Below are 24674 nucleotides of genomic sequence, written 5' to 3'. Positions count from 1 at the left end.
AAGATTATCTCTTTACGCATTTTTCATGCTTTACTTACCTCCATTTTTTCACGTACCAACGAATAAGGTCATTCCATTTACTTCCAAACAGTTTCTCTCTCCAATAAAGATCTGCGGTTTGAGAGACAACATTGTTTTTAGCCGGATAAGGGTGTACAACATTCGAGATGCTCTGAAACTTCTTATTTAGTGCCTGCACAGTTCCTATTTCCTGCATCCATTCTCCAGCTCCTTCACCTACAGCATGAGCTCCGACGATTTTCCCTCGGTTTGTGGTCAGGACTTTTACAAGCCCTTCCTTTTTCCGTTCCGCCATAAACCGGTCGTTGTCCGCTAATTTTGTTTTGAAGGTTAACAAGTCCTCTCCATATTGATCTCTGGCTTCTTCTTCGGTCAATCCGAGATGATAGATCTCGGGATTTGTGTAGACCACCCATGGTATTTTTTCATAAGTAGCTTTTCTGGAAAGGCCCAGAACAGCATTAGATACGACGATTTTCCCTTCCATACCTGCAACATGCGTGAAAGGCATCGATCCATTACAGTCCCCCACAGCATAAATATGTTTCTTATTGGTTCTTAAAGTCGCATCCACTTGGATGGAACCTTTTGCAGTCGCAATGCCGGCCTTTTTCAACCCAAGATTATCGATGTTGGCTTTTCTTCCAGCAGCCACAAGAATCGTATCTGCAGTGATCCTGTTTTGAACACCATCTTTCGTATAATGGACACGAACACGGTCTCCAACCTTCTCCACATGTTCAGCTTTTGTATTCGTTAAAATAGTTAGCTCTTCAGATAACAGACGTTGGGACAAGTTCGCAATTTCCTTATCCTCTTTAGATAGAATCTGTTCACTTCCCTCCACTACTGTCACATCTACACCTAAACGACTCATCGCCTGAGACAGTTCGACTCCAATGACTCCTCCACCAATGACTACCATAGAAGAAGGTTTCTTTTTGAGAGAGAAAATGGTTTCATTCGTTAAGTAATCCACTTCGTCCAAACCATCGATCGGAGGGGTTGAGGGGGAAGATCCAGTGGCAATGACAAAACGTTTGGCTGTAATCGTCTTATCCCCTACTTGTAATGTATGTTCATCCAAAAATGTTCCTTCTGCTTCATAAATCTCAATTCCAAGTTTGGTAAACCGGTCCTTTGAGTCGTGTTCCTGGACATCTTGTAAAGCATCACGCACCCGTTCCATCGCTGATTTGAAAAACCCTTCATAATCACCTTGGGTAAATGGTGTGTACTTGCTGGCCTCTTTCACCTCTTTAGCTGCCTGAATCAAAGCTTTCGAAGGCATGCACCCATAGTGAAGACAGTCCCCACCAAGTTCGTTCTTTCGTTCAATAAGAGCTACTTTCGCTCCGAAACTTGCTGCTCCTGCTGCTACTGTTAAACCACCTGAACCTCCACCGATGACAGCGATTTGATAATCAAACGTCATGGGATTTCCTCCTCATCGACTCATATTGTTCGGAGAAGGCTTCCATTCGTTTTCGATTGACTCCAAAGTCCGAATGCCCCACTCTTGAGGCGGACCTAAAGTGTACGACTTCTTCCTCCCGGTCAAGGTAAAACTCGACATCGTCTTTAAATTTCATCCACTTCGATTCCACCACGGCATGGATGTAATTTTCATTCTCTGTTTCAACGGTTGTTCGTGGTCTCTCACTTAATATCTCTTTAATCAAGGACTTCGTAGTCTCTAAATCCTTGGAAAAAACAAGGGCATCCATTTTCTTATCTTTCTGCTCTGCTTGAGTACTGACACAGTTTGGAGACTTCGGGCACTCAGAGAGTCTCCCGTTCTTAACGCCTCTATACACTTTGCTCATCATTACTCCTCCTTTTTCTACACGATACCCTTATCCTCACCACTTGTTCAACAAAAAAGCACTCCTAACTGTCTAGGAGTGCTTTCCATTATTAGAATGACCATTAGATTGAGGAGATTTCTCTTTTTTGTTGGTGCTTTTCCCCCTGCTTTGGTCATCCTGCTCATGATTATGTTTCGAACCTAAATTTTTCCCCTTTTGCATACTCTTCTCTATCTCTTTTGATTGAGGGGGAAGTGGTTTAGTTTTTTCTCGAGGATCAGTTTTTCCCTTTTCTTGTTCTTTTCGATCGTTTTTATTTTCTATGTGTTTTTTCTTGCTGTTCTTTTTTTCTATGTGCTTTTTCTTTTTGTCTTTCTTATCGATATAACTTTTCCCTTGATCAGGCTGTACTTTGTCTTTTTTCTGCTGACCAGGAGCTTGCTTTCTTCCTTTTTGGTCTGCTTGTTCGACTCCTTGACCTTTAGCCGCCTGTTTTTCAGGATTCACCTCAACGGGAGGAACCACTGATTTCGCACCAGATTCAATCTTGTCCTGTTGTTCTTCTTCAGATGTTTCGTCTTTATAAAAGGATTGAATAATTTCTCGGTCATCATCTTCAACATGAACAGGGATGTCTGATTCTCCTGTTTGGTTTCTTTCTTCTTTCTTTATCTTGTCTGCAATCATTTCATTGACCGATGCCTTTTGATCAATGGCTTCTTTTCGTAGATCTTTTGGAACCAAGAAGGTAGCAATACTTATACTTGTAGCTTTTTCCATAAGAAACGTTTCAATTTCTTCGGTATAATTTCGATCCACTTCTTCTTTTAAATAGCTGATACCAATTAAGACTTGGTTCGCATCATTGACGTACCCTTTCTCTTGACTCCATTCGATCAACTCAAAGGTAACTTCCGAGGCATCTTTCTTTTTCCAATTCTTCATAGAGGAAACGATTGCTTCAGCTTCCTCATTCTGTGGTGTCATATCTATGACTTGCATTTTTTCATTCAATTCAAGTTCAACACTGGGATTAATATCAATGTTCATATAAGCAAACGCCTGGTTGCTCCCATACCATAAAAAAACTGGAAAGACCATCAATAGAAAAATAATGGCTATGACAGCTGCTCGCGTATGATGATTTCTTATTACCTGGGTCCATCGATACAGGACTTTACGCTCATTTGCCGTTTTAAATTGAACTTCCATCCCAATATCTGCATGGTCAATCTTCTCAGCTTTATGAAACTTGCCATCTCTGGTCATGACAATCATATATTCATTTTGCTGTTCCATGACAATACCTTTTTTCACATACCCACCCCTTTCAGATAATCCTTAAGATATACGTAATTCCCGTTCAGGATGAGAACTAATGCGATAATGAATTTACGGTTTCGCTCTAAGGTTTTCTTACTAACATCAACACGATCGACCAAGTCTTTGATCGGTAACCGTCCTTTGTCGATGACTTGTGTACGTAAAAATTCATCTTCATAAACAAGCCTTGCCACCTGAACAGCAGATTCCCTAGCATCTCTATGTTTCGGAGATGCGTCAATCAGCTCTTCAAATGACAGCTTATACTTTTGCAACTGGGCCTGAAATTCCATAATTTCCTCTTTACGATGCCAAGCTTCTGTTTCTAATTGAAACTTCTCCTTGGCAGCCGTAATTTCTATAGGATTTTCCATTTGCTCTTCGTCATGGAAATCTTCATCAAGCGATGTGACTTGCACACGTTTTTTCTCATTACGGATGTAATCAATCACTTTACGCTTAATCACAAGCCTTGCAAAAGAAAGAAATGAACTTCCCTTATCACAAGAATAAGATTGGATGGCTTCATTGAATGCAAGCAAACCGATACTGAACTCATCATCTTTTTTAGGGTCAATATATCTTTTACAAACTTCAGAAACACTTTTGGCGATGAAAGGTTGATACTGTTTAAGCATTTCATTACGTGCATCATCATCTCCCTGTTTGGCTGAAGCTACTTGTTCATCCAGGGAGGGATTTGCTTTTTGAAAAAGACGTTTGATCAACCTTTATCACCTCCAGCCTATTAATGTTTTCGATTATGGCTCTTATTTTTTGGGCGTCTTTTTTAAAGATTATTTCAATTGTATTACAAAATCGTATCAACCAATATCTCTGAAGTTTGTTCTAATTGGGTCAGGTAAAAAGGTATTGTCCTTGACCATGACCATTTTACTGAACTACGCCAGAACGGTCTACTTCATAGGGGTTACATTTTATTAAATAACCATTTCAAAAAATAAGGCTTAAGACTCTTCCTTTCAATGCATGAAAAGATGATATATTTCAATGAGTGTTTTATAGGTAAATATACTCACGATGCAAAAAAGGAAGAATGCTTATCTAAACTCGTGAATAACAAAAAGGAAACCTAAGGTAGGTTTCCTTTTTCTGTCTGTTCATAATAATATTCAATTGGAACCGCAAGGCCTACAGGTCCCTCTTCGTCATCATGGAGAGTAGCGAAAACCACACCAATCACTTCTCCTTGATCGTTGATGACTGGGCTTCCTGAATTTCCTCGATAAATCGGCGCATCAAGCATAAGAACTTGTTGATTCCAATCCGACAACTGCTTATAACCGATGACACTTCCCTCGTTGGCAATCCCCGTAAATTTAAGAGGATTCCCGATGAAGTACACATGTTCATGCCTATCAAAAACCGCTTCATCAGCAAGCTCTAAATGAGGTAGATTTTCTCCTTCTACATCAAGGACTGCGAGGTCAATTTCAGGATAGGAGGCTACCATTTCTGCATCGAAGAGGCCATCCTCTGGAAAGCCAACTGAAATTCTCTTTTCATCTTCTATGACGTGATGATTGGTAAGGATATATCCATCTTCAGTGAATGCAAATCCCGTTCCTTTGCTTTGTCCCGCCTCAACAACGACGACGGATTCCTTATAGGTTTGCACTTCTTGGTCTGTTGAAAGCTTTGCAGACGTCATAAGGAAGTCAATCGCTGGAATCGAAAAAGTATTTGGAAGGACAGCGACGATATTCAGCACCATCATGAAAGCAATCAACCAGAAAATCCATTTAGGGAAAGGGCGCTTTTCTTTTTGATCTTCTTTAGCGATTCTCTCCCTTTCGTATGCTTTTTTCTTTTCCTCCTGAACGAGTTCATATAATTCTTCATCGTCTATTTCTTCATATAAATCTTCATCAATGATGTCTTTTTTATCGTATTCTTGTTCATGCATAGAACCTGCCTCCATGTCAGCAGTTTTGGACCTAGACCGCTTCGATCCCGACAGTACCTTGCTGCATCTGGTACATTCGATAGTACTCTCCCTGGCTGTGGATCAATTGGTGATGGGTCCCTTGTTCCATTATTGTACCATGATTGAGGACAAAAATTTGATCCGCTTGCTGTATGGTAGACAACCGATGAGCAATAACTAGAGTGGTTCTCCCTTCCTTCAATACCTCTAAAGCCTCTTGAATCAGCTGCTCTGTTTCTGTATCAATATTCGCCGTCGCTTCATCCAAAATCAATATGGAAGGATCATAAGCTAAAGCTCGAGCAAAAGAAATCAACTGCCTTTCTCCCATAGACAAGGTATCTCCTTTTTCATTGACAGGTTCATCATATTTTCCGGGTAATTTTTCCACAAAGTGATCAGCGCCGACAGCTTTCAATGCTTGTATTGCCATTTCCCGGGAAATACGCTCATCATTCATCGTTACATTCGACAAGATCGTACCACTAAAGATAAATGGATCCTGAAGGACAATCCCCATGTGACTCCGAACTTGCTGCCTCGACCACTCCTTCGTCGATTTTCCATTGATTTGTATAGTTCCCTGCTGTGGATCGTAGAAACGGAATAACAGATTCATTATGGAACTCTTACCAGAACCCGTATGCCCAACGAAGGCCGCGGTCTCTCCAGGATTCACTTTGAATGAGAGATCCTTAAGCACATTATTTCCTTTTTCGTATGCAAACGTCACTTGATCGAAGTGAATCTCTCCTTTATACCGTTCAATCGGTGTGTCTTCGACCAGTTCTCCATGTTCATTTAGGATTTCAAAGACACGACCTGCAGCTACACGGGCTTCTTCCAGCTGTGGCAATTGATTGACGAGGTCTGTAACCGGCTGGAAGAGTCGATTAAGATAATCAACAAATGCATAGAGAACACCAGCCGTAACAATCCCCTCAGGACCAATAGAACCTGCCCCGAAGTACCAGATAAACGCTACAAAAGCGAGATTCCTCAATACATTCACCAGGTTAAAGGATGTCAAAGCATTTAGTCTGATCAATTTCCTCTGGTAGGTGAAATGACGCTCATTTAAGTTTTCAAAATCGACAGATGTCTGTTTTTCCTGGCGAAAGGATTGAATGATTGACATTCCCTGGATCGCTTCATTTATATTGCCGTTCATATCACTGACCGTGGTACGCACCACTTGGTTATATCTTCCGGCATACCCTTTGAACAATTTCATCCATATCAGCAAAATAGGAATTAATAATAAACTCAACAAAGCTAACTTCCAATCCAACAGCAGCAGGGCAATGTATATTCCACCCATATAAAAGAAACTCGTCACGAAAGTTGCTAATACTTTTACATAGAGCTCACGGATCGACTCAGTATCATTCGTAACCCTTGCGACCACTTTTCCTGCGGGCTGATTAACAAAGAATTGAACCGGAAGCGTCTGTATGTGGGAAAACAGATCATCTCTCATTTTTTTAATAATCCTATTTGAGGACTTTTGCAACAAAAACGTATGTGAAAACTGAAACACAGATGCAATGAGCAGTAACAATACATAGATTCCTAGCAACCAATAGATGGACTTCATTTCAGGAAGAAAAAAGCGATACAATTCCTGAAGCTCCAATTTCTCAGCATCTACTGTGTAGGTACGGGTAGACGTTTCAATCGTCAAAACCCCGTCCTCCCATTGGCGGTTTCCCGTGACAGGTACTTGTTCTTCCGTGAAATAATAATCACGACCAACTTGTAAAATGGTGCGAATTTGGAGTGGGTCCTCTGAGGCATCACTCCGATCCGAACGTTTATACAGGTCACCTCTGTACGTTACCGAATGCTCATCCTTTTCTTCTACCTGGTGCCATTGATTTTCAATGCCCATGATATGTTGATCGATCAGTCTTTTGGCAATGAATGGCCCTGTAAGTTCCAAAGCGACGGCGATGATCAAACATACAAGACCGATGAAAATGCGTTTACGAAACAACCACGCATACTGGAAGAGTTGTCTCTCGGTAGATTTCTTCATGAGCCCACCTCCCCGTTCTCCAACTGTTGATGTTCATATTGTTGTTGATACCACCCGCCATTTTGAACCAATTCATCGTGGGTTCCCTGTTCAATGACAGCTCCATCATCGAGCACTAGGATTTGATCCGCATGGGTTACAGCTGATAGTCGATGAGCAGCGATAAACGTTGTCTTTCCTTGTCGCTCCCGTCTCAAGTGGTGAAGAATTTCAGCTTCGGTTTTCCCGTCCACGGCTGACATGGCATCATCCAGCAAAAGAATTTCAGGATCCATGATAAATGCTCTAGCGATCGAAACCCTTTGTTTTTGTCCTCCTGAAAGCGTCACTCCACTTTCGCCGACTTTTGTGTCCAGCCCCTTAGGAAGATGCTGAATATCATTCAAAAAATGAGCGAGTTCCAGTACCCTGTTGATCTCATGGTCAGATGCATGAGGTTTACCGAATTGAATATTCTCTCTTATTGTTTTAGAGAACAACACCTGATCTTGGGGAACGTAACCAATCCAGGCTCTTGTCTGATCTAAACTAAGATCATCAAAAGAAACACCATTCACCTCAAGGCTTCCAGAAACACCTGGATATTCACGGAGGAGCTGTCGAAACAACGTTGTCTTCCCTGCTCCCGTTTTCCCTACAATTCCAATGGTCTCTCCTTGATTGATAGTTAAATGAACGTCTCTAAGACTCTCTTTGTCTGCTCCTGGATAACGGAAGGAAACACCCTTGAACGCAATTTCCTCCGGTTTTTCTACAAAAACGGGTGATAAAGGATCCTTTACATCCGATTCATAATCCAGCGTCGTCTGCACACGATCTAAGGAGGCATTGCCCCGCTGTAAAACATTGATTAATTCTCCCACGGCGAACATCGGCCAAATCAACATCCCTAAATAAACATTAAATGAAACCATTTCTCCTAAAGTGATTTGATTTTGAAACACAAGATTCGCTCCATACCCTAGTCCAATCGTATAAGAAAGACCAACTAAGATTTTTATTGTGGGTTCAAATAATGCATCGATCTTCGCTACTTCTATGTTTTTGTCATAAACCTCGGTCGTCATTTTATTAAATGACAGTTCATCATTCTTTTCTTGTACAAAAGCTCGAATAACTCGAACTCCCCGAATGGACTCAAGAACCTGGTTGTTCATTTCTCCAAAAGATTCCTGTGCTTCTGTAAATCGTTGATGAATGACCTTTCCATACCGATTCATGACAAGGGCCATAATCGGCAGAGGAATCAACGCCGCAAACGTCAACGGCCAGCTGATCGTAAAACCCATGACAGCAATGATCATCATCATAAACAACGTCGAATCAACCAGGGTCAGAATACCGAAGCCCGCCGTCATCGTCAGAGCTTTAAGGTCATTTGTCGCTCTAGCCATAAGATCCCCGGTGCGGTTCTTTCCAAAAAAAGTAGGAGTCATCCGCAGGAAATGATTCATCAAGCGGGACCTCATCGTTTTCTCCATCATCATCGCACCACTGAAAAGCGTATAATCCCATAAATAGGAGATCGTATAACTCGCGATGATAATCCCACCGTAAATAAGTAACAATTCTAATAAACGTTCACGGGTTAAGGAGTTGAACTGAATTTCATCAATGGCCATTCCTACAAGTTTCGGAGGGATCAAATCAATCATACTTACAACGATTAATGCTATGATCGCCAATGTGTAACGCTTCCAATAAAGCTTAAAAAACCATCGCAGCTTGAATAATACACTAAACATTACTTACCACCCTCTCTAAAAAAAAGCCGCTAACCACTCTCTTTCCAATCTTCGTTCCATTCTTTCTTTTCCATGTAGTGAACCATTTTCATTCCTCCTCTAAAAATTTTTATTGAATTATATAAAATCGGTTTTGTAACCGATTTATAACCAGACACAAAAAAGCATACGTCCTTTGACGTATGCTTTCACATAAAAAAGGCACGCACCAACGTGACCTTGTTCCTTTTATAACGGTAGTCAACAAAGTTAGATAAGCAAACGGCTCTCAGTCACGATCGATATGAAGTTGTCTTTATATAGAAGACGTTGCTTTTTCATCATCGTGACCTCCCTTTGTATCAATGATTATATATTATATATTTTTCTGAATTTTAAATCAACCATTTTTTTCAAACCGTCGTTATTTAACCATATGGCAGGATTGTTGGAGACTCGATTTCGAGACTTTTGTTGAGTGGATAGGGGCTGCGGGGAATGACTCGCTTTCCGCGGGAGCGCGGTGAGCCTCCTCGGACTGCGTCCTGTGGGGTCTCACCCTGCACTTTTTTCCTCGTAGATATCCGGTTCCGGCGCCAAGCGGCTAGTGAGACTTCCCTCGCTTCTGTACGATAAGTCAACATCGAATCACTTCGTTCTTCGTGTTTCCTTTATCTCCGCCAGCTCAGTCCAGTCCATACGCCGCTGATCGAGGCGCCTGCACACTTAAGATAGGAGTCTCGCCATTCCCCTCCGCCCCTTTACCATGGGAGACTCTCGAAATCACTCCTGGAAGAATCAGCTTGTATGATTGAATAAAGACGAGAATATTAACCTCCCGACGTCGGATATTCAGGACCTAAAAGCTCGATACATAGCGCGTCATGCCTGCGTAGGAGGGAAGAGTGTCCTCTACTACATTGGTGTTAGGTATAATGATTAACCCCCTCCTCTCCTTGTAGGTAAAGCAGCTTATCCTGGAAGGAGTTTCGAGATCCTCTTATGGTCAAGGGGCGGAGGGAAACGGTGAGACTCCTATGGGACGTGTGGGACAGGTGAGACCCCGGAAGGCGTAGCCTGAGGAGGCTCACCGCCCGCCCCATGGAAAGCGAACCTTTTCCCGGAGCCCCTAGAATCACACAAACGTCTCGAAACTGAGTCTTCAAGAAAAGGGAGCTATAGTTAAATAAGGTTCTGGCCTTCTAGGATGACGAGGGCTAGGATGAGGACGATGATGATGACGAAAACGATAGAGAGTGGTCGGGAAACGTTCGCTCTTTGGACTTCCTCCCATCGGACCGGACGAATTCCGCTGATGGAAAAGATCGATACGGCAGCTAAAAGGATGGACATGATGTTTACCGTCACTAATAAAAACGCTCCATAAGCTTCTGACATTGATCCATCTCCGATTGACATCCCCATAGCGACAGATGGCGGGAGCAAGGCTACAGCCACCATGACCCCCACCAAGTTGCCGGATAACCGGTTTAGAAAAGCAAGGGCACCAGCTGCTCCGGAAGCTACTCCCAGTGGAATATCAATCAATGTAACTTTCGTTCGATCCAAATATTGAGCGTTTTCCATGCCGACATCAGTAAAAAAACCGAAAGCTATGGAAATGAACAAAACAATCGCTATCCCATATAACGAACTTACAGCTGATTGCCCAAGTCCTTTATAATCCCCAAGAATTGCAAAAAAAGCAACAGAGATAACCGGACCAATCATAGGCGCTATAACCATAGCTCCAATGACAACCGCTTCACTATCTTTAATGATCCCGACAGTAGCTACAATAGCTGATAATAGAATAAGTAACGAATAATTCATAGTAATATGACCGTTTTTTTCAGCGGCATTCATCAACTCATGCCGACTCGCTCGAAGTAGACGTGACTTCTCCTCTTCGTTCTCTTTCTCGGCCTCTTTTTCTTTGGATTCTTCATGAATGGTGTCTTTAGAGAGATAGGTTTGCACCGGAATCAACAAGGTCTCAAAGCCTTCAACCACATTGGAAACTTCCTCTAAATAGTTCAAAATCTCTTCTACTTCATTTTTTTGGACGAGGATTCGGACAAGCATTCGTTCCTCTGATTCACTGGACACCCAATACGAACGATGATCATACTTTTTTAATTTCTCATCAATGGAATCGAAGTGTTGGTCTGGAATGTACACTTCAATCAGTTGTAAGTTCATGGGATTCACCTCTTTTCGGCCAACCATACACTTGATGTGACAATGGTTCAATGATCTTTTGCTGTTCCTTCCAAATGCGGAAGAATGGAACACTCCTTCATAATGTCTCCTATTTTCCACATACTAATTCTACCTAGATAAGAGAAGAAAGGGGGTTCCGTTATGTCTCTCCTACTGCCAATGAAAAAAGAAGAATACATGTCTTCAACCAAAGAATTGCTCAACCAAAGTCCGGACCTTGTCCAAAAAGTGTTTAATCATGAAGGGCAATTGATTATTGTCCAATTCATTCATTATCAAGTAAACAGGGACCAACTAGAAGATGAAATACTAGAAGCGATCACTAAATCCACTCGTCCCTGGTCCAATGAAGACTTGCTGAATAAGATCCCCATCGCTTCCACGAAACAAGAAAGCAAAATGGATGCGATCATCGAGCAGATGATCCATGGAAGTGTATGCATTTATATTGAAGGTGAAAAGGAAGCAGCCCTTTTTGCTCTACCTAATCAGGAACACCGTTCATTAAATCAAGCAGAAACTGAATCACTTGTATTCGGACCTCAGGTTTCGTTCACTGAATCTCTTGTTACGAACCTAAATGTCATCCGCTGGCGTTTGAATACCCCGGATCTCGTGATGGAAAAATTAATTGTCGGCGAGCGGATCCAGTCGGAAGTTCGCATCGTGTATTTGAAATCTCTCGCTAATACTGAAAATGTGGATACAATGCGACAGAGGATCAGCGATTTGGAGGTGGCAGAAGTTGAAGACACGAGTGTTCTTGGACAACTGATCGAGGACTCTTCTAGTACGGTTTTCCCACAGTTGATTTTCACAGAACTGCCGGACCGATTTTGTAATGCGATTGCTCGGGGACGTGTAGGGGTTATGGTAGATAAAAGTCCTACGATGTTGATCGGACCCATGAATCTCTTCAGTTTTTTTGAGTCGACGGAAGATATGTATATGCGTTGGAATATGGGTAGTTTTATTAGGCTGCTTCGTTTTATTTCCATGGCTTTGTCCATTATTTTGACACCGATGTATGTGGCTGCGCTCACGTTTCATTATGAGATTATCCCAAGCACTCTGCTTGTATCCTTAGGACAATCCAGATCGACCGTACCCTTTCCACCCGTGCTGGAAGCACTTTTGTTGGAAATATTAATTGAATTGCTGCGCGAAGCAGGAGCCCGTTTGCCTACGAAGGTCGGACAAACAATGGGCATCGTTGGAGGAATCGTCCTCGGCCAGGCTGCTGTAGAAGCTGGATTCACGAGTAACATCCTCATCATCATCATTGCACTCAGTGCCCTGGCTTCATTTACAGCCCCTAGTTATTTGATGGGGACAGCTATCCGGATCATCCGCTTCCCAATGATCCTTCTGGCAGGTGCATGGGGGATCATCGGAATCGTCTTTGCCCTGTCTTTCCTTGTCATTCATTTATTAAAACAAAAATCGCTGGGTCGTCCTTACTTGTCCCCCATCTACCCATTGCAATGGAGCGATTTCAATGAATCATTGTTCAGAGTCCCTTTTCAAAAAAATGCAGATCGGTCTAAAAGCATCATGTCCAAAGACAAATCTAGGTATAGTGAAGAAAAAGCGACCAAGCGGAATGACGTGGACCGTTTATGAAAACGAATATCCCTTTTCACCCGGACCGCGCTGTTCAAGCTTTTTACCTTTTCTTTATCATTCACACATCTCAAGTCGGTGTTGGATTAATGGGAGTGCCTCGAATTCTTGTCCTTGAAGCGGGTGTGGATGCCTGGATTTCAGTTTTAATCGCAGGCCTCTACCTTCATTTCATCATTTTCATCATGCTTAAAATATTAAATTGCTATGAAAATGCGGACATTCTGGGGATACATCAAGACTTGTTCGGCGTTTGGATTGGGAAAACGCTAGGAACCGTCTATGTCCTCTATTTTTTCATGATCCTATTAACGATCATAAAAAATTACATTGAAGTGGTTCAAGTGTTTGTCTTTCCAGAAATGCCGATCTGGCTCATGGCTCTCTTCTTACTCTCACTCATGGTATATAGCATATTAGGCGGGTTCAGAGTAGTCGTAGGTACAAGCGTTGTTTTTTTCTTCCTTACCATCTGGCTTGCCTTTAACATTTATAAACCCATTACCCATATGGACTGGGGACATTTCTTACCGGTGTTACAGACACCGATTCCTGGTTTATTGAAGGGCGTTCAGCAAGTTAACTATTCTGTGCTTGGACTAGAGATTCTCTTTTTTGTCTACCCATTTATCCAAAACAAAAAAAGAGCAGCCCTACCTGCTCATGCGGCTGTCTTTTTTACCACGTTCCTTATTCTTTTAGTCACTGTTGTCTCTATCGGATATTTCAGCCCTGATCAGTTAAAGTCGACCGTATGGGCCACGTTGTCCTTGTTCAAGATCATTAGTTTCTCTGTTTTAGAACGATTTGATTTTATTGCTGTTGCGTTATGGATGATGGTGGTTATTCCAAACATCGTTCTATTTGGATGGATGATTGTTCATTCCTCAAATAGACTGTTCAACCTTCCAAAGAAGCCGACACTCTATGGTTTGGCGATTCTTTTATTCATCGCCTCGATCACCGCTGAGAAAAGGGTCAATCTTAACGAATTAACCGATTTGAGTGCACAAATTGGGTTTTGGATCGTTTTTGTCTATCCTTTATTGATCTACATCCTGGTTCTCTTGAAAAAACAGTTGAAAAAGAGGAATGCCTCATGAAATGGACATCACTATTGCTTGCTTTATGCTTACTTGCAGGGTGTCTGCCAAAGTCTTATATTGAAACCTTAGGAATCATTACAGCCGTCGGATATGATTTGACAGAGAGTGAAAAGATACGGGGCACCCTCGTCATGTACCAATTCGATCCTGCTGAAACGAGTACTTCCCAGGTCGTCACAGGGGAGGCTGATACATCAAAAGGTGTTCGCTTTGCTACAAGCAGACTCACAAGCCATCAACTTGTATCCGGACAAGTACGCCTGGAAATCTTTGAGGATCAATTGGCCGAGCGGGGAATGATGAAGTACATGGACACTCTTCAAAGGGATGCCGCAGTATCGGATATGGGATATTTGGCTACCAGTGCAGTCCCTACAGAAGAATTGTTGACATCCGAAAATGACGAGGACCGCCCTAACACGGGAAATTACATTCAAGAACTGTTAAAAAAGAGTATCAACGAAGAAACCATTCCCGATGCCATTCTTACCAGTTTCCTTCATGACTATTACGATGATGGAAAAGACCCTATCCTTCCCTCTCTTACCCTTGAGGAAGGGAAAGCCGTGATCAATGGGATCAGCTTATTCCAGGATGACCGTTTCATCCTTACTACCCCCCATGAACATACATTCTATATCATGCTAATGAAACAAGAATTCAAACACGGCCAGTTCCAGATTCAGCTGGATGATAACGCCATGAAGAAATATCACAAAAAGGAAAGCATTGATCCACCTGGGGAAGGGCCTTTACATGTTTCGATTCACGAGCTAAAAACCAATCGAAAGATCCAACCTTCTAAAGGAGATCCAACGAAACAATCACTAACTTTGAAGATGGAAGGACGCCTGCTGGAAATTACCCAGGATATCGATTTGAAACAGAAGGATGCAGTAAAAGCTCTGGAAAAACAGATCGAGAAAGAAATGAAAAAACACCTGCAGGAGACTATGAAAATACTCATCGAACATCAAGTCGATCCAGTCGGCTTTGGCGCCAAATATAACACCCAAAACAGGACCAACCGGGTAACAAAAGAAAATTGGCGTGCACAGATTCCCAATCTTCAAGTCGATTTTGATGTGCAGTTCACCCTCCTCCGGTACGGCATTACAGAATAAAAAATACCCCCCCTTGTGTAGAAAGGAGCATCTCTTCAACACAAGGGGTTAGTGTGGATCATCAAAATTTCAATTTTCATTTTGAAATTTCTTCTGAATCTTTGTTTCCGTGTGTCCAATGTTTCTTCTTGTCCGTTAATAAGAAATCATCCGGGTGCTTTCCAATCATGTACAAACGATGAAGAGGTCTCGTCATAGCCACATAAAGCATCTTTACATCCAGTTCGTTCTTATTATAGGATTGGTCATTACAATAAAGAAAAACGACATCAAACTCCAGTCCCTTGGCAAGGTATGCAGGGAGAATGACCCGATCCCCTAACTCGTCCCCGTTCTCTTCCATCATTTCGAACGAAGATAGTTCTTGAGCCAGCTGCTCGGCCTCTTGCTTTGTCTTTGTAACAAAAGCAAAATTGTTCATTCCCTCTGTCACTAAATCATCAATGAGGAGTTCAATGGTCACTTTCCAATGCTCATCCCGACAAAGGAATCGGGGCTTCTCCCCATGACGTACAACAGGTTCCGCTTTCGGCAGTGCCTCAGGCATTTCGTCCAGAAGACCATTAGCTAAATTCATAATCTCGATCGTTGTTCGATATGTCTTTTGTAAGGTGAGGTAGTTCGCTGTTGGGAAGATTTCACTTTGCAGCGTCTCCCAATTCTCCAAGCCTCTATAATGATAGATCCCCTGAGCTAAGTCTCCTACTATAGTGAACAAATCTGTTTGAAAAGCCTTCCTCAAACTGAAAATTTCCATAAAACTATAATCCTGTGCTTCGTCAATAACCACTTTTTTCGCACGATCGTCAGGATCCAAGCCCGTGATAAAAGTCTTCAAATACAAGAGAGGAGCCAGATCCTCCGCACAAAGCTTCCCACTCTCGTGCACCTTTTTGGTACTCACTCTTACTTGTTCCCAATCTAGAGTTTTTTCAGTAAGAACCTTTGAAAAAGTATTTTCATCATAAAGCTGTTGATAGATGGTCCATACATCTACTTTCGGGTATTTCTTCATATAACGATGAACGGCTGTTCGGGCAGCTTTTTTTATTTCATCCAATCTTTCTTCTTTTCTCGTAATCAAAAAGCTGACGCGGATTTTCCGCTTCTCCGCATCCTTCATCCCATAAAGCGCGTCATCCAAGGCTTCATCATACTTAGCAGCCATTTTGTCCAGGATTTGCTTCTTTTTTCTTCTTAATTCACCTTGCAATACGGCTTTAATTTTTACGACACGTACTTCATATGGAAAATAACTGTATTCCTCATAAAACAAACGATTGATCGCTCTTGCACTTTTGATCTTGAAGCCTGCGAGCGTAAAGTCATCCTCTACTTGGTAGGCTTTCTTCCATTTTTGCAGGTAACGATCGAGGATTTCTTTAAATGATTTTGATCCTTTTCTTCGTGCGCTATGAATGGCAAGGTGATCCTTTGGATTTTCAACTACATGGGTGAGCACCTCATGCTGAGAGATGACAGGGAGATGAACACCTGTAGCTTTTTGAACAAAATCAAGGAATGTCGTTTGTGTTGCTCGGTCCACCCCGAGTTCTGGTAAGACTTCAGATATGTACTGAATGAACAGGCGGTTGGGGGCGAGTATGAGCATCTCTTCCGGACGAAAGATATCTTTCATTGTGTAAAGAAAATAAGAAATGCGATGAAGAGCAATCGTTGTTTTTCCACTACCTGCGGCCCCTTGCACAATAATCGGTTTTCGCAAGTCTGCACGAATGATTCTGTTCTGTTCTTCTTGAATCGTCGACACAATTTCAGTCAACCGCTTCTCTGAATTTTGAGCTAGTGAATCCTGAAGCAGTTCATCCTTTGTCGTAAGGTCAATATCCCGGTATTCAACCAGTTCTCCTTCTTCAATCTGGTACTGTCTCTTTAAGGAAACATCCCCTTCGTATCTTTCTCCAAGGGCTTCATAACTCACTTCCCCGAGGCGTCCTTCATAATAAACGTTCGCAAGCGGGGACCGCCAATCCAAAATGATAGGAAACTGGGTTTCACGATCAAATAAGGACGTTTTACCAATATAAAAAATTTCACGGTCGGGTTTTTCTTTTTGATGAAAGTCAATGCGGGCAAAGTATGGTTTGTTTCGTAGATGTTTGAGGTTCTCTAACTGTTCTTTTGACATCTTCATGAAATTAGCGTGAGAAAGCATTTCCTGATATCTCAAGCTACTGTCTTTGAAACTCAGGTTTTCAAGCGTGTCTTCCTGCCGTTTTTTCAGTGCTTCCTGACCTGTTTCCTGTGAAGCGATGAGTCTGTCCATGTAAGTTTTCGTAAATGATAGACGATCTAATTCTTTTTCAAATTCCGGATGCCGTTCTGTCAATGGAGCCATTCCTCCTTCTTTTCGTTCTGAACTGTTAACAGAACTTCCTACTGGAATGACGTGTGAGCGCTGGGCCTTCATGCAGTTCTTCAAAGCAACGAATCATTAAAATACCACAACCTCGTTGGAAGCGCAAACATTTAATGAAATTTCCAATGAAGCTCACGATAATTCAAGACTAAGTTTCAAGGACTCTACCATTCTACCCAATCATCATCACCGTTCACATGAAAAACCGTTTAGTTTAGGTGTGCGCTTGTTCTTACGCTTCCACCTCCACTAAACGGCTGTCATATAGATCCTTAGGGTCTGTTTTTGTTTTCCACATATTTAGGCAGATGCATTTCAAATATGAAGAAGGAAAGAATACGTAATAGAACAGGATATAAGGCCAGGAATCCTACCAAATCCCCGATCCCCCCAAGAAGATCGGTGAACAGAAGGACGACTGACAAAGCAAGCATTAGAAAAACGGTAACAAGTCCTACCCTTCCATTAATAGGCGTCCAAGTTCCTGCGATTGTCTTCGTATCCTGCTCCAACAGTTCAAAGCAACGGTAGTGATAAGGGCGTATTCTAAACCAGTTGGATGCTGTAACAAGCTCGTCACGGTCCTGAATTTTTTTGTAACAATACCGACAGATGTTTGTGTTCACGACATCTACTCCTGATCAAGATATTTTTTCATCAGCAAACATTCGTTGCCCTTCTCATTATATCGTATCACATCCATAACTCTAAGCATTAATGTGATTCCACGCCCACCCTCTTCCAAGTCTTCCAAACTCGGAAACCAGTGCTTCACATCGCTTGTTACCTGATAAGGCTTCCAGTCGAAACCGTCTCCATGGTCATAGATTCTAACGATCAACCGTTTATGAAGAAAGTGGATCTTCAACATGACGGGATAAGCCTTTCTTTCCCGATGCCCATGAACCCAAGCATTCCATACCGCTTCTGTAATGGATGCATCCACGAGAAGTTGGTCGTTCCCGAAATATTTGGCCAGGTAGGGGGAATATTTTCTTCGGACATCTCTCAGTTCTCTCGGATGTCTGATATTGGCTTCAATAGATGCCTTCATCATTCAGCCTCTCCTCTTCTAAGTCGATGATGTACGATCATCGCGCTCAGTAAATGGATTTGTTGCTTACTTATTCCCTTTATGCAAATCACTTAAAAGGGGAAGTGATAACTTTTTACATAAAAATGGGAAACCCTTGCCGCAAAGTTAGGATGAGAGCATTGAATATTCCTGATGAGAATCGATTCGCCTATCCTCTTTGAGTGGAAAGAGCGATTTTCACTTGTTTCTTTCATGACTCTGGATGATGTCCATCACTTTTTCTTTCGTTCGTTCACTTTGATAACTTTGCATAGATGTAAGGATCTGGTCACGTTGGTCAATGAGTTGACGAAGATCATTGACTAATGTTTCATTCGTCAGTTCTTCTTCCTCTCTCTTAAGCGCATACCCCTGTTTAACAAAAGAGTCTGCGTTCAAAATCTGGTCACCGCGGCTCGCTTTTCTTGATAAAGGAATAAGAAGCATCGGCTTCTTTAAAGCTAAGAATTCAAAGATTGCGTTTGATCCTGCTCTTGAGACAATATAGTCTGTAGCTGCAAACAAATCCTTCAACTCATCCTGAACATATTCGAACTGCGCATATCCCCGCTTGTCTATTGTCGAATCCTTGTGCCCGTGCCCACAAATGTGAACGATTTGTACTTCTTGAAGCAATTCATCCAAATTGTCGCGAATCGCGTCATTGATTTTTTTGGAGCCTGTACTTCCCCCCATGACCATAACGACAGGTTTCTGTTTGTGGAATTCACACAAGGCTAAACCTTTGGAGCGATCACCTTCAAACAGTTCCTCACGTACCACTGCTCCGATATATTCTCCCTTTCCTTCAGGCAAGTGTTTCATGGTCTCTGGAAAAGTGGCCAGAATTTTTTTCGCAAATGGAAAGGAGAGTTTATTGGCTAAACCTGGCGTATAGTCCGACTCATGAATGACGGTTGGAACGTTCTTCAGTCGCGCCGCCATAACCACAGGTACGGAGACAAATCCCCCTTTTGAGAAAATAACTTGCGGTTTCCGTTTTTGAATGATGCGAAGAGATTGGGCTAATCCTTTCAACACCTTAAAAGGATCCTTGAAGTTTTCCTTTGACATGTATCTTCTCAGCTTTCCTGTTGAAATGCCATGGTAGGTGACTCCATCTAAAGGTTCAATTAAATTTCTTTCAATTCCTTGATAGGATCCGATGTAATCGACGGTATATCCTTGTTTTTGAAATTCTGGAATAAGCGCAAGGTTTACGATTACGTGTCCCGCTGTACCTCCGCCTGTAAATAAAATTCGTTTGTCACTCATATGTTATTCAACGTCCTTTCAGAGGGCTTCTTAAGTAGGTCTGGATGTGTTACTATGCTATAATCCTCGTATTCCTCTAAAGAGAATTGTACCAGAAAAGAGTGTGGCCTATGTATGAAACAAAGACATTAAAGGAAAAAATCAAATTGTTCGGCATCATCCTCATTCCGATCTTGATTACACAAATTGGAATGTACCTTATGAACTTTTTCGATACAATCATGGCTGGTCAATCCGGTCCCGATCAACTGGCAGGGGTAGCGATAGGGTCAAGTATATGGATGCCTGTATTTACAGGTTTGAATGGGATCCTCATGGCTATTTCCCCAATCGTTGCCCAATTAAAAGGGGCAAGGAAAGAAAATGAAATTTCTTTTTCCGTCAAACAAGGAATTTATTTATCCATCGTTTTAGCTGCGGGTATAGGAACGATTGGATTCTTTTTATTGGATCCCATTCTGGCTTTATTAGACATCACTCCAGAAGTCAGGCATGTATCAAAATATTACTTAGTGACACTTGGGATTGGGATTGTCCCCCTGTTTGTCTTCAATATCCTTCGTTCATTTGTGGATGCCCTCGGACAAACGAAAGTGTCCATGGCTGTCATCCTTATGACACTGCCGATCAATGTTCTGTTCAATTATATGTTCATCTTTGGTCGCCTTGGTGCTCCGGAACTAGGAGGGATCGGAGCAGGAGTAGCCTCTGCCCTTACCTACTGGGTATCATTAGTCATGATCGTTACCATCATTCACAAACTACGCCCACTACGAACCTATAAGATTTTCCAAACATGGATTTCCCCTGAATGGAAAGAATGGTGGGCCCAACTGAAAATTGGCATTCCGATCGGTTTTGCCATCTTTTTTGAAACGAGTATTTTCGCTGCCGTCACATTTTTTATGACCGCTTACGATACAAAAACGATTGCTGCTCACCAGGCCGCTATCAATTTTGCGTCTCTGCTCTATATGGTCCCTTTGAGTATCGCCTTCGCCCTTACCATTGCCGTTGGATTCGAAGTTGGTGCAGAAAGACACAAAGAAGCGAAAACGTATTCTTATTTAGGCATTGCCTCAGCGGTTTCTATGAGCGTCTTCGCAGGGCTGATTTTATTTTTGTTCGATGATACAATTGCAAGACTTTATAGTGCCGATGAAAGAGTTATTGAATTGACGAAGAATTTCATTATCTATGCTATTTTCTTTCAGCTGTCAGATGGTTTCGGCGCGCCTTTGCAAGGGATTCTTCGTGGATATAAAGATGTGAACATTACGCTAGTCATGGCGTTCATTTCTTATTGGGGCATAGGCTTGCCAAGTGGGTATTGGCTTGCAAATTATACGTCTCTCGGACCATACGGATATTGGTTAAGCTTGACGATCGGCCTGACCGCCGGAGCCATCACCCTCCTCATCCGTATGCTGTACATCCAAAAAAGAAACACCCAACTCAGCAGCACTTCCTAAAAACTAATATTAAACAATATGACAGTATTCTTGAAGACTCAGGTTCGAGACTTTTCGGGGTTCGATTGCTACGTGAGGAGTAAGGGATGGCTGGTAAGCAACTCGCTGTCCTGTGGGGGAGTGGTGAGCTTCCTCGGGCGGTCTGCCGCACTAAGGGATCTCGCCGATCTCCTTTCTTCCACGGGAGTCTCGGAGCTTCCCATCAACCCCATACAATAATGTGAGAAACGAACCCCTATACCAAGAAAGGACCATCTTCCACCATCACTACAATAGTAAAAAAGCGCTCAATAACAAGCGGTAGGAGTTCCATTTATAATGGAAGCTTTGTGTAATAGCGCCTAGTACTGTAAGTGGTTTCGAGATACTCATATGGTCAAGGGCGGAGGGGAATGGCGAGACTCCTGCGGGAAAAAAGTGCTTGGTGAGACCCCACAGGACTCAGTCCGAGGAGGCTCACCGCGCTCCCGCGGAAAGCGAGCTATTCCCCGCAGCCCCCATCCACCCAACAAACGTCTCGAAACTGAGTCTTCCATAAAAGGGAGCTTATCTTTGAATATGAAAAGAAGCGTCCTTGGTGATGGACGCTTCTTTTTTGTTCATTTTATGTGGTTACTGGTTTAAGTTAAGGACGATTAAGCGTTCCTCTGTCATGTCTTCGATTGTGTATTTTGGACCTTCTTTGCCCCACCCACTATCTTTCACACCACCATACGGCATGAGATCGACACGGTATTGGGATGAATCATTGACCATTAAGCCCCCAACTCTCACATGTTTTGCCGCATAAAATGCGGTATTGATATTTTGAGTAAATATCCCCCCTTGGAGGCCATAAGGAGAATCATTCACTTCCTTTATACAAGAAGAAAGATCCGAGAACGGAATGATGCTCACGACAGGGGCAAATATTTCTTCGCAGACAACTTTCATTTCTGGTTTTACATTAGTTAATACAGTAGGGTGAAATAATGCCGCCTCCCTATTTCCTCCGTGGATGACTTCAGCCCCGGCTGATTTGGCTTCCTCCACCCATTGTTCAGCACGCTTGGCTTCTTCTTCACTAATCATAGGACCTACATCGGTGTTGGGATCATTCGGGTCCCCTACATTCAGCTTTTCAATCGCTCGAATGAACTTGTTTTGAAATTCTTCCCGAACATCTTGGTGTACGTATAATCGTTGGACAGAAATACACACTTGTCCGGCAAAGGCATAGCTTTTAGCGGCTACATTTTCTGCTGCTGCATCCAGGTCTGCTTCTTTATCAATAATGACTGGAGAATTGTTTCCGAGCTCCAGGACCAGCTTGTTCAAGCCAGTATTTTGTTTCAATTTCAAACCGACTTCTGCACTTCCGGTAAACGTGTACAGGTTGATTCGCTCATCCTTCATCATTTGGCTTCCTACTGTAGAGCCAGAACCAACCACCACGTTAAGAAAACCTTTCGGAAGCCCTGCTTCTTCAAACAATTCGGCTAGTTTCAGTGCGGATATCGGGGTCTTACTTGCAGGCTTCAAGACCACCGCGTTCCCTGCAGCAATAGCTGGGGCGATTTTATGTGCGACAAGGTTTACCGGGAAATTAAACGGGCTGATGGCTCCGACTACCCCTACTGGCACTTTGATCGTAAAAGCCATACGATTTTCAGAACCGGGTGCCGCTTCTACCGGTACCCCTTCCCCATGGATCCGCTTTGCTTCTTCTGCTGCTAATTCAAAAGTCTGTGCCGCTCTATCTAATTCAGTTAATGCTTGTTTAATGGGCTTTCCGGCTTCCATTGTAATGATCTTGGCCATGTTCTCTTGTTTTTCTTTTAATAGGTCACTGACCCTTTTTAATATTTCAAAGCGTTCATATGGTGACATGGCATGATTTTGATAAGCATTTGTCGCAGCTTCAATGGCTGCATCTACTTCTTTCTCAGAGGCTTTAGCTACTTGGGCAAAAGTTTCCTGTGTGTATTTGTTCTTTACGTCCAGTTGGTCATTGGTGTCTATCCATTCTCCATTAATGTAAAGCTTATGACGATCCATGAACCTCTCTCCTTTGAAATAGAATTTTACGACTTTTCCTATTTCCTTCTTCGCCGAGAGATCGACTCGAACGTTTTTAAAAACAAAAAAAGTCTGAATGGAGGAAACCCTCCATTCAGACTTTTCGGTACTTTATAGGAATAATCCTGCAATCGTTGCAGAAAGCATAGAACCTAATGTTGCACCAATAAGAAGCTTCATACCGAAACCAGATACTCGTCCACCTTTTTCAGCATCAATACCTTGTACAGTACCAGCAATGATTCCAATGGAAGAGAAGTTGGCGAAACTTGTAAGGAAGACCGTTACAATACCAACCGTTTTCTCAGAAACGCTGTCAAGCATGTTAGAGAATTCAAGCATCGCTACGAATTCGTTCGTTACGATTTTCGTACCCATAATGGCACCAGCATCGACGACCTCAGCAGCCGGAATACCCATCAGTAAGCCGATTGGTGCAATGATGTAACCAAGTAGCTGTTGAAGCGTAAAGCCGTTGAACACTGCACCGAACAACCAGTTCACAAGTTCAAGTGAAGCGATGAAAGCAATAAGCATGGATGCAACGATCAGAGCAATTTTACCACCATCAAGGGCACCATTCCCCATGGCTTCAAAGAAACTTTTCGCATTAGAAACGTCTTGAATATCAACTTTGTCCTCTTCTTTAGACACTTTAACCGGTGCGATGATGGAAGATACGATCAAAGCACTGAACATGTTTAATGGAAGTGCAACAAGGATATATTGACTTGGGAGCATACCAAGATACGCACCTACGATGGATGCAGATACAGATCCCATAGCGGAAGCACTGACAATGTACAAACGGTTATCATTTAAGTTATGGAACTGTGATTTGATAGCAATCAAAGCTTCAGACTGACCGAAGAAAATACTGTTCACTGCGTTGAAAGATTCAACCTTCGGCAAACCGGTGATCTTAGAAAGTCCCCATCCGAGATATTTAATAATGAATGGCAAGATCTTCAGATATGTCAAAACAGAAAGAATGGTTGCAAAGAAAATGATGATCAATAGAACGTTGAAGAAGAACACGCCGTTCTCTCCTACTTCTACGCCACCTAGTACAAAGTTAACACCGACCGTACCAAATTCAATTAATTTATTGAACCCGGCAGAAATCCCGTCAATGATGAGTTTTCCGATGGTCGTGTTGAACATGAATGCCGTAATCAGCAACTGAACGACAATCATAACCGCTATACCTTTGTAGTTAATATTTTTACGATCATTGGACATTAGAAAAGCGATTCCAAGAATGATCGCAACAGCAAGAATACCTAATAGAATACCCACAATAAGTCCTCCCCTAATTGTTAAATAAAGTATTTATGAAAATGCTTTCATGAAGTAATTACAATATGGATTTTATCAGGTTGTCAGACGTCATGCAAGGTTTATTTGTATGTAATAAATAACAAATCATGACATGCTAGTCACCCTAAGGTCTAATATGGCTCTATTTGTAAGGGT

18 protein-coding genes are annotated in these 24674 nt (G+C 42.3%); 4 read left to right on the top strand and 14 right to left on the bottom strand.

Going from position 1 to position 24674, the window contains the following annotated elements:
- Positions 1 to 34 precede the first annotated feature (34 nt).
- The 8 genes from ACXACN_RS00415 to ACXACN_RS00380 form a co-directional block, all read right to left on the bottom strand.
- On the bottom strand, positions 35 to 1456 hold the full coding sequence (locus tag ACXACN_RS00415) for a dihydrolipoyl dehydrogenase family protein (RefSeq protein WP_474961428.1): 1422 nt from the start codon (positions 1454 to 1456) through the stop codon (positions 35 to 37).
- Positions 1446 to 1847 carry a DUF1499 domain-containing protein gene (locus tag ACXACN_RS00410; protein ID WP_474961427.1) on the bottom strand — a complete coding sequence of 134 codons (402 nt, stop codon included), beginning with the start codon at positions 1845 to 1847 and terminating at the stop codon, positions 1446 to 1448. The genes ACXACN_RS00415 and ACXACN_RS00410 overlap by 11 nt, the downstream gene beginning before the upstream one ends.
- Positions 1848 to 1919: 72 nt before the next feature.
- Complete coding sequence (locus ACXACN_RS00405; protein WP_474961425.1) at positions 1920 to 3146, bottom strand: anti-sigma-I factor RsgI family protein; 1227 nt, start codon at positions 3144 to 3146, stop codon at positions 1920 to 1922.
- Positions 3143 to 3880 carry an RNA polymerase sigma factor SigI gene (gene sigI, locus ACXACN_RS00400; RefSeq protein ID WP_474961424.1) on the bottom strand — a complete coding sequence of 246 codons (738 nt, stop codon included), beginning with the start codon at positions 3878 to 3880 and terminating at the stop codon, positions 3143 to 3145. The genes ACXACN_RS00405 and sigI overlap by 4 nt, the downstream gene beginning before the upstream one ends.
- A gap of 365 nt (positions 3881 to 4245) precedes the next feature.
- Positions 4246 to 5079, bottom strand: coding sequence for a S1C family serine protease (locus ACXACN_RS00395; protein WP_474961423.1), 834 nt, complete (start codon positions 5077 to 5079; stop codon positions 4246 to 4248).
- A gap of 31 nt (positions 5080 to 5110) precedes the next feature.
- On the bottom strand, positions 5111 to 7138 hold the full coding sequence (locus ACXACN_RS00390; protein ID WP_474961421.1) for an ABC transporter ATP-binding protein: 2028 nt from the start codon (positions 7136 to 7138) through the stop codon (positions 5111 to 5113).
- Positions 7135 to 8883, bottom strand: coding sequence for an ABC transporter ATP-binding protein (locus tag ACXACN_RS00385; protein WP_474961419.1), 1749 nt, complete (start codon positions 8881 to 8883; stop codon positions 7135 to 7137). The genes ACXACN_RS00390 and ACXACN_RS00385 overlap by 4 nt, the downstream gene beginning before the upstream one ends.
- A gap of 1161 nt (positions 8884 to 10044) precedes the next feature.
- Complete coding sequence (locus ACXACN_RS00380) at positions 10045 to 11064, bottom strand: TIGR00341 family protein (protein ID WP_474961418.1); 1020 nt, start codon at positions 11062 to 11064, stop codon at positions 10045 to 10047.
- Positions 11065 to 11226: 162 nt separating this feature from the next.
- On the opposite strand from ACXACN_RS00380, the gene ACXACN_RS00375 reads away from it, so the two are divergent.
- The 3 genes from ACXACN_RS00375 to ACXACN_RS00365 are packed head-to-tail and all read left to right on the top strand — an operon-like array spanning position 11227 to position 14938.
- A complete protein-coding gene (locus ACXACN_RS00375; RefSeq protein ID WP_474961416.1) occupies positions 11227 to 12708 on the top strand; it encodes a spore germination protein in 1482 nt (493 codons plus the stop codon).
- Positions 12705 to 13811 carry a GerAB/ArcD/ProY family transporter gene (locus ACXACN_RS00370; RefSeq protein ID WP_474961415.1) on the top strand — a complete coding sequence of 369 codons (1107 nt, stop codon included), beginning with the start codon at positions 12705 to 12707 and terminating at the stop codon, positions 13809 to 13811. Before ACXACN_RS00375 ends, ACXACN_RS00370 begins: the two co-directional genes overlap by 4 nt.
- Positions 13808 to 14938: a Ger(x)C family spore germination protein gene (locus ACXACN_RS00365; protein ID WP_474961414.1), complete on the top strand. Its 1131-nt coding sequence runs from the start codon at positions 13808 to 13810 to the stop codon at positions 14936 to 14938. Before ACXACN_RS00370 ends, ACXACN_RS00365 begins: the two co-directional genes overlap by 4 nt.
- 76 nt (positions 14939 to 15014) lie before the next feature.
- Here ACXACN_RS00365 and helD read toward each other — a convergent pair whose 3' ends face one another.
- From helD to ACXACN_RS00345, 4 genes are all read right to left on the bottom strand, one after another.
- On the bottom strand, positions 15015 to 17297 hold the full coding sequence (gene helD, locus ACXACN_RS00360) for an RNA polymerase recycling motor HelD (protein WP_474961412.1): 2283 nt from the start codon (positions 17295 to 17297) through the stop codon (positions 15015 to 15017).
- A 293-nt stretch (positions 17298 to 17590) separates the two neighbouring features.
- Positions 17591 to 17944, bottom strand: a complete 354-nt coding sequence (locus ACXACN_RS00355) for a hypothetical protein (RefSeq protein ID WP_474961411.1) — start codon at positions 17942 to 17944, stop codon at positions 17591 to 17593.
- Between the two features lie 5 nt (positions 17945 to 17949).
- Positions 17950 to 18375, bottom strand: coding sequence for an ATP-binding protein (locus tag ACXACN_RS00350; protein ID WP_474961410.1), 426 nt, complete (start codon positions 18373 to 18375; stop codon positions 17950 to 17952).
- A 216-nt stretch (positions 18376 to 18591) separates the two neighbouring features.
- Entirely contained in the window at positions 18592 to 19668 is a 1077-nt protein-coding gene (locus ACXACN_RS00345) for an undecaprenyldiphospho-muramoylpentapeptide beta-N-acetylglucosaminyltransferase (RefSeq protein WP_474961408.1), read from the bottom strand.
- Between the two features lie 110 nt (positions 19669 to 19778).
- Between ACXACN_RS00345 and ACXACN_RS00340 the strand changes: the two genes are divergently transcribed.
- Positions 19779 to 21140 (top strand): MATE family efflux transporter, encoded by a 1362-nt coding sequence (locus ACXACN_RS00340; protein ID WP_474961407.1) that lies wholly within the window; start codon positions 19779 to 19781, stop codon positions 21138 to 21140.
- A 612-nt stretch (positions 21141 to 21752) separates the two neighbouring features.
- Here ACXACN_RS00340 and ACXACN_RS00335 read toward each other — a convergent pair.
- Both ACXACN_RS00335 and ACXACN_RS00330 read right to left on the bottom strand, forming a co-directional pair.
- Entirely contained in the window at positions 21753 to 23177 is a 1425-nt protein-coding gene (locus tag ACXACN_RS00335) for an aldehyde dehydrogenase family protein (RefSeq protein ID WP_474961406.1), read from the bottom strand.
- Positions 23178 to 23309: 132 nt separating this feature from the next.
- Positions 23310 to 24497 carry a NupC/NupG family nucleoside CNT transporter gene (locus ACXACN_RS00330; RefSeq protein WP_474961404.1) on the bottom strand — a complete coding sequence of 396 codons (1188 nt, stop codon included), beginning with the start codon at positions 24495 to 24497 and terminating at the stop codon, positions 23310 to 23312.
- Positions 24498 to 24674: the final 177 nt, after the last annotated feature.

It is taken from the genome of Halobacillus sp. AWM4_238, assembly GCF_056158265.1.
This window is presented reverse-complemented; position numbering and strand designations above follow the sequence as displayed.

Bases quoted from the DNA above. Each gene is read 5' to 3' on its own strand.
- ACXACN_RS00415 (WP_474961428.1), bottom strand. From the start codon at position 1,456: ATGACGTTTGATTATCAAATCGCTGTCATCGGTGGAGGTTCAGGTGGT.
- ACXACN_RS00410 (WP_474961427.1), bottom strand. From the start codon at position 1,847: ATGAGCAAAGTGTATAGAGGCGTTAAGAACGGGAGACTCTCTGAGTGC.
- ACXACN_RS00395 (WP_474961423.1), bottom strand. From the start codon at position 5,079: ATGCATGAACAAGAATACGATAAAAAAGACATCATTGATGAAGATTTA.
- ACXACN_RS00390 (WP_474961421.1), bottom strand. From the start codon at position 7,138: ATGAAGAAATCTACCGAGAGACAACTCTTCCAGTATGCGTGGTTGTTT.
- ACXACN_RS00385 (WP_474961419.1), bottom strand. From the start codon at position 8,883: ATGTTTAGTGTATTATTCAAGCTGCGATGGTTTTTTAAGCTTTATTGG.
- ACXACN_RS00380 (WP_474961418.1), bottom strand. From the start codon at position 11,064: ATGAACTTACAACTGATTGAAGTGTACATTCCAGACCAACACTTCGAT.
- ACXACN_RS00375 (WP_474961416.1), top strand. From the start codon at position 11,227: ATGTCTCTCCTACTGCCAATGAAAAAAGAAGAATACATGTCTTCAACC.
- ACXACN_RS00370 (WP_474961415.1), top strand. From the start codon at position 12,705: ATGAAAACGAATATCCCTTTTCACCCGGACCGCGCTGTTCAAGCTTTT.
- ACXACN_RS00365 (WP_474961414.1), top strand. From the start codon at position 13,808: ATGAAATGGACATCACTATTGCTTGCTTTATGCTTACTTGCAGGGTGT.
- helD (WP_474961412.1), bottom strand. From the start codon at position 17,297: ATGGCTCCATTGACAGAACGGCATCCGGAATTTGAAAAAGAATTAGAT.
- ACXACN_RS00350 (WP_474961410.1), bottom strand. From the start codon at position 18,375: ATGATGAAGGCATCTATTGAAGCCAATATCAGACATCCGAGAGAACTG.
- ACXACN_RS00345 (WP_474961408.1), bottom strand. From the start codon at position 19,668: ATGAGTGACAAACGAATTTTATTTACAGGCGGAGGTACAGCGGGACAC.
- ACXACN_RS00340 (WP_474961407.1), top strand. From the start codon at position 19,779: ATGTATGAAACAAAGACATTAAAGGAAAAAATCAAATTGTTCGGCATC.
- ACXACN_RS00335 (WP_474961406.1), bottom strand. From the start codon at position 23,177: ATGGATCGTCATAAGCTTTACATTAATGGAGAATGGATAGACACCAAT.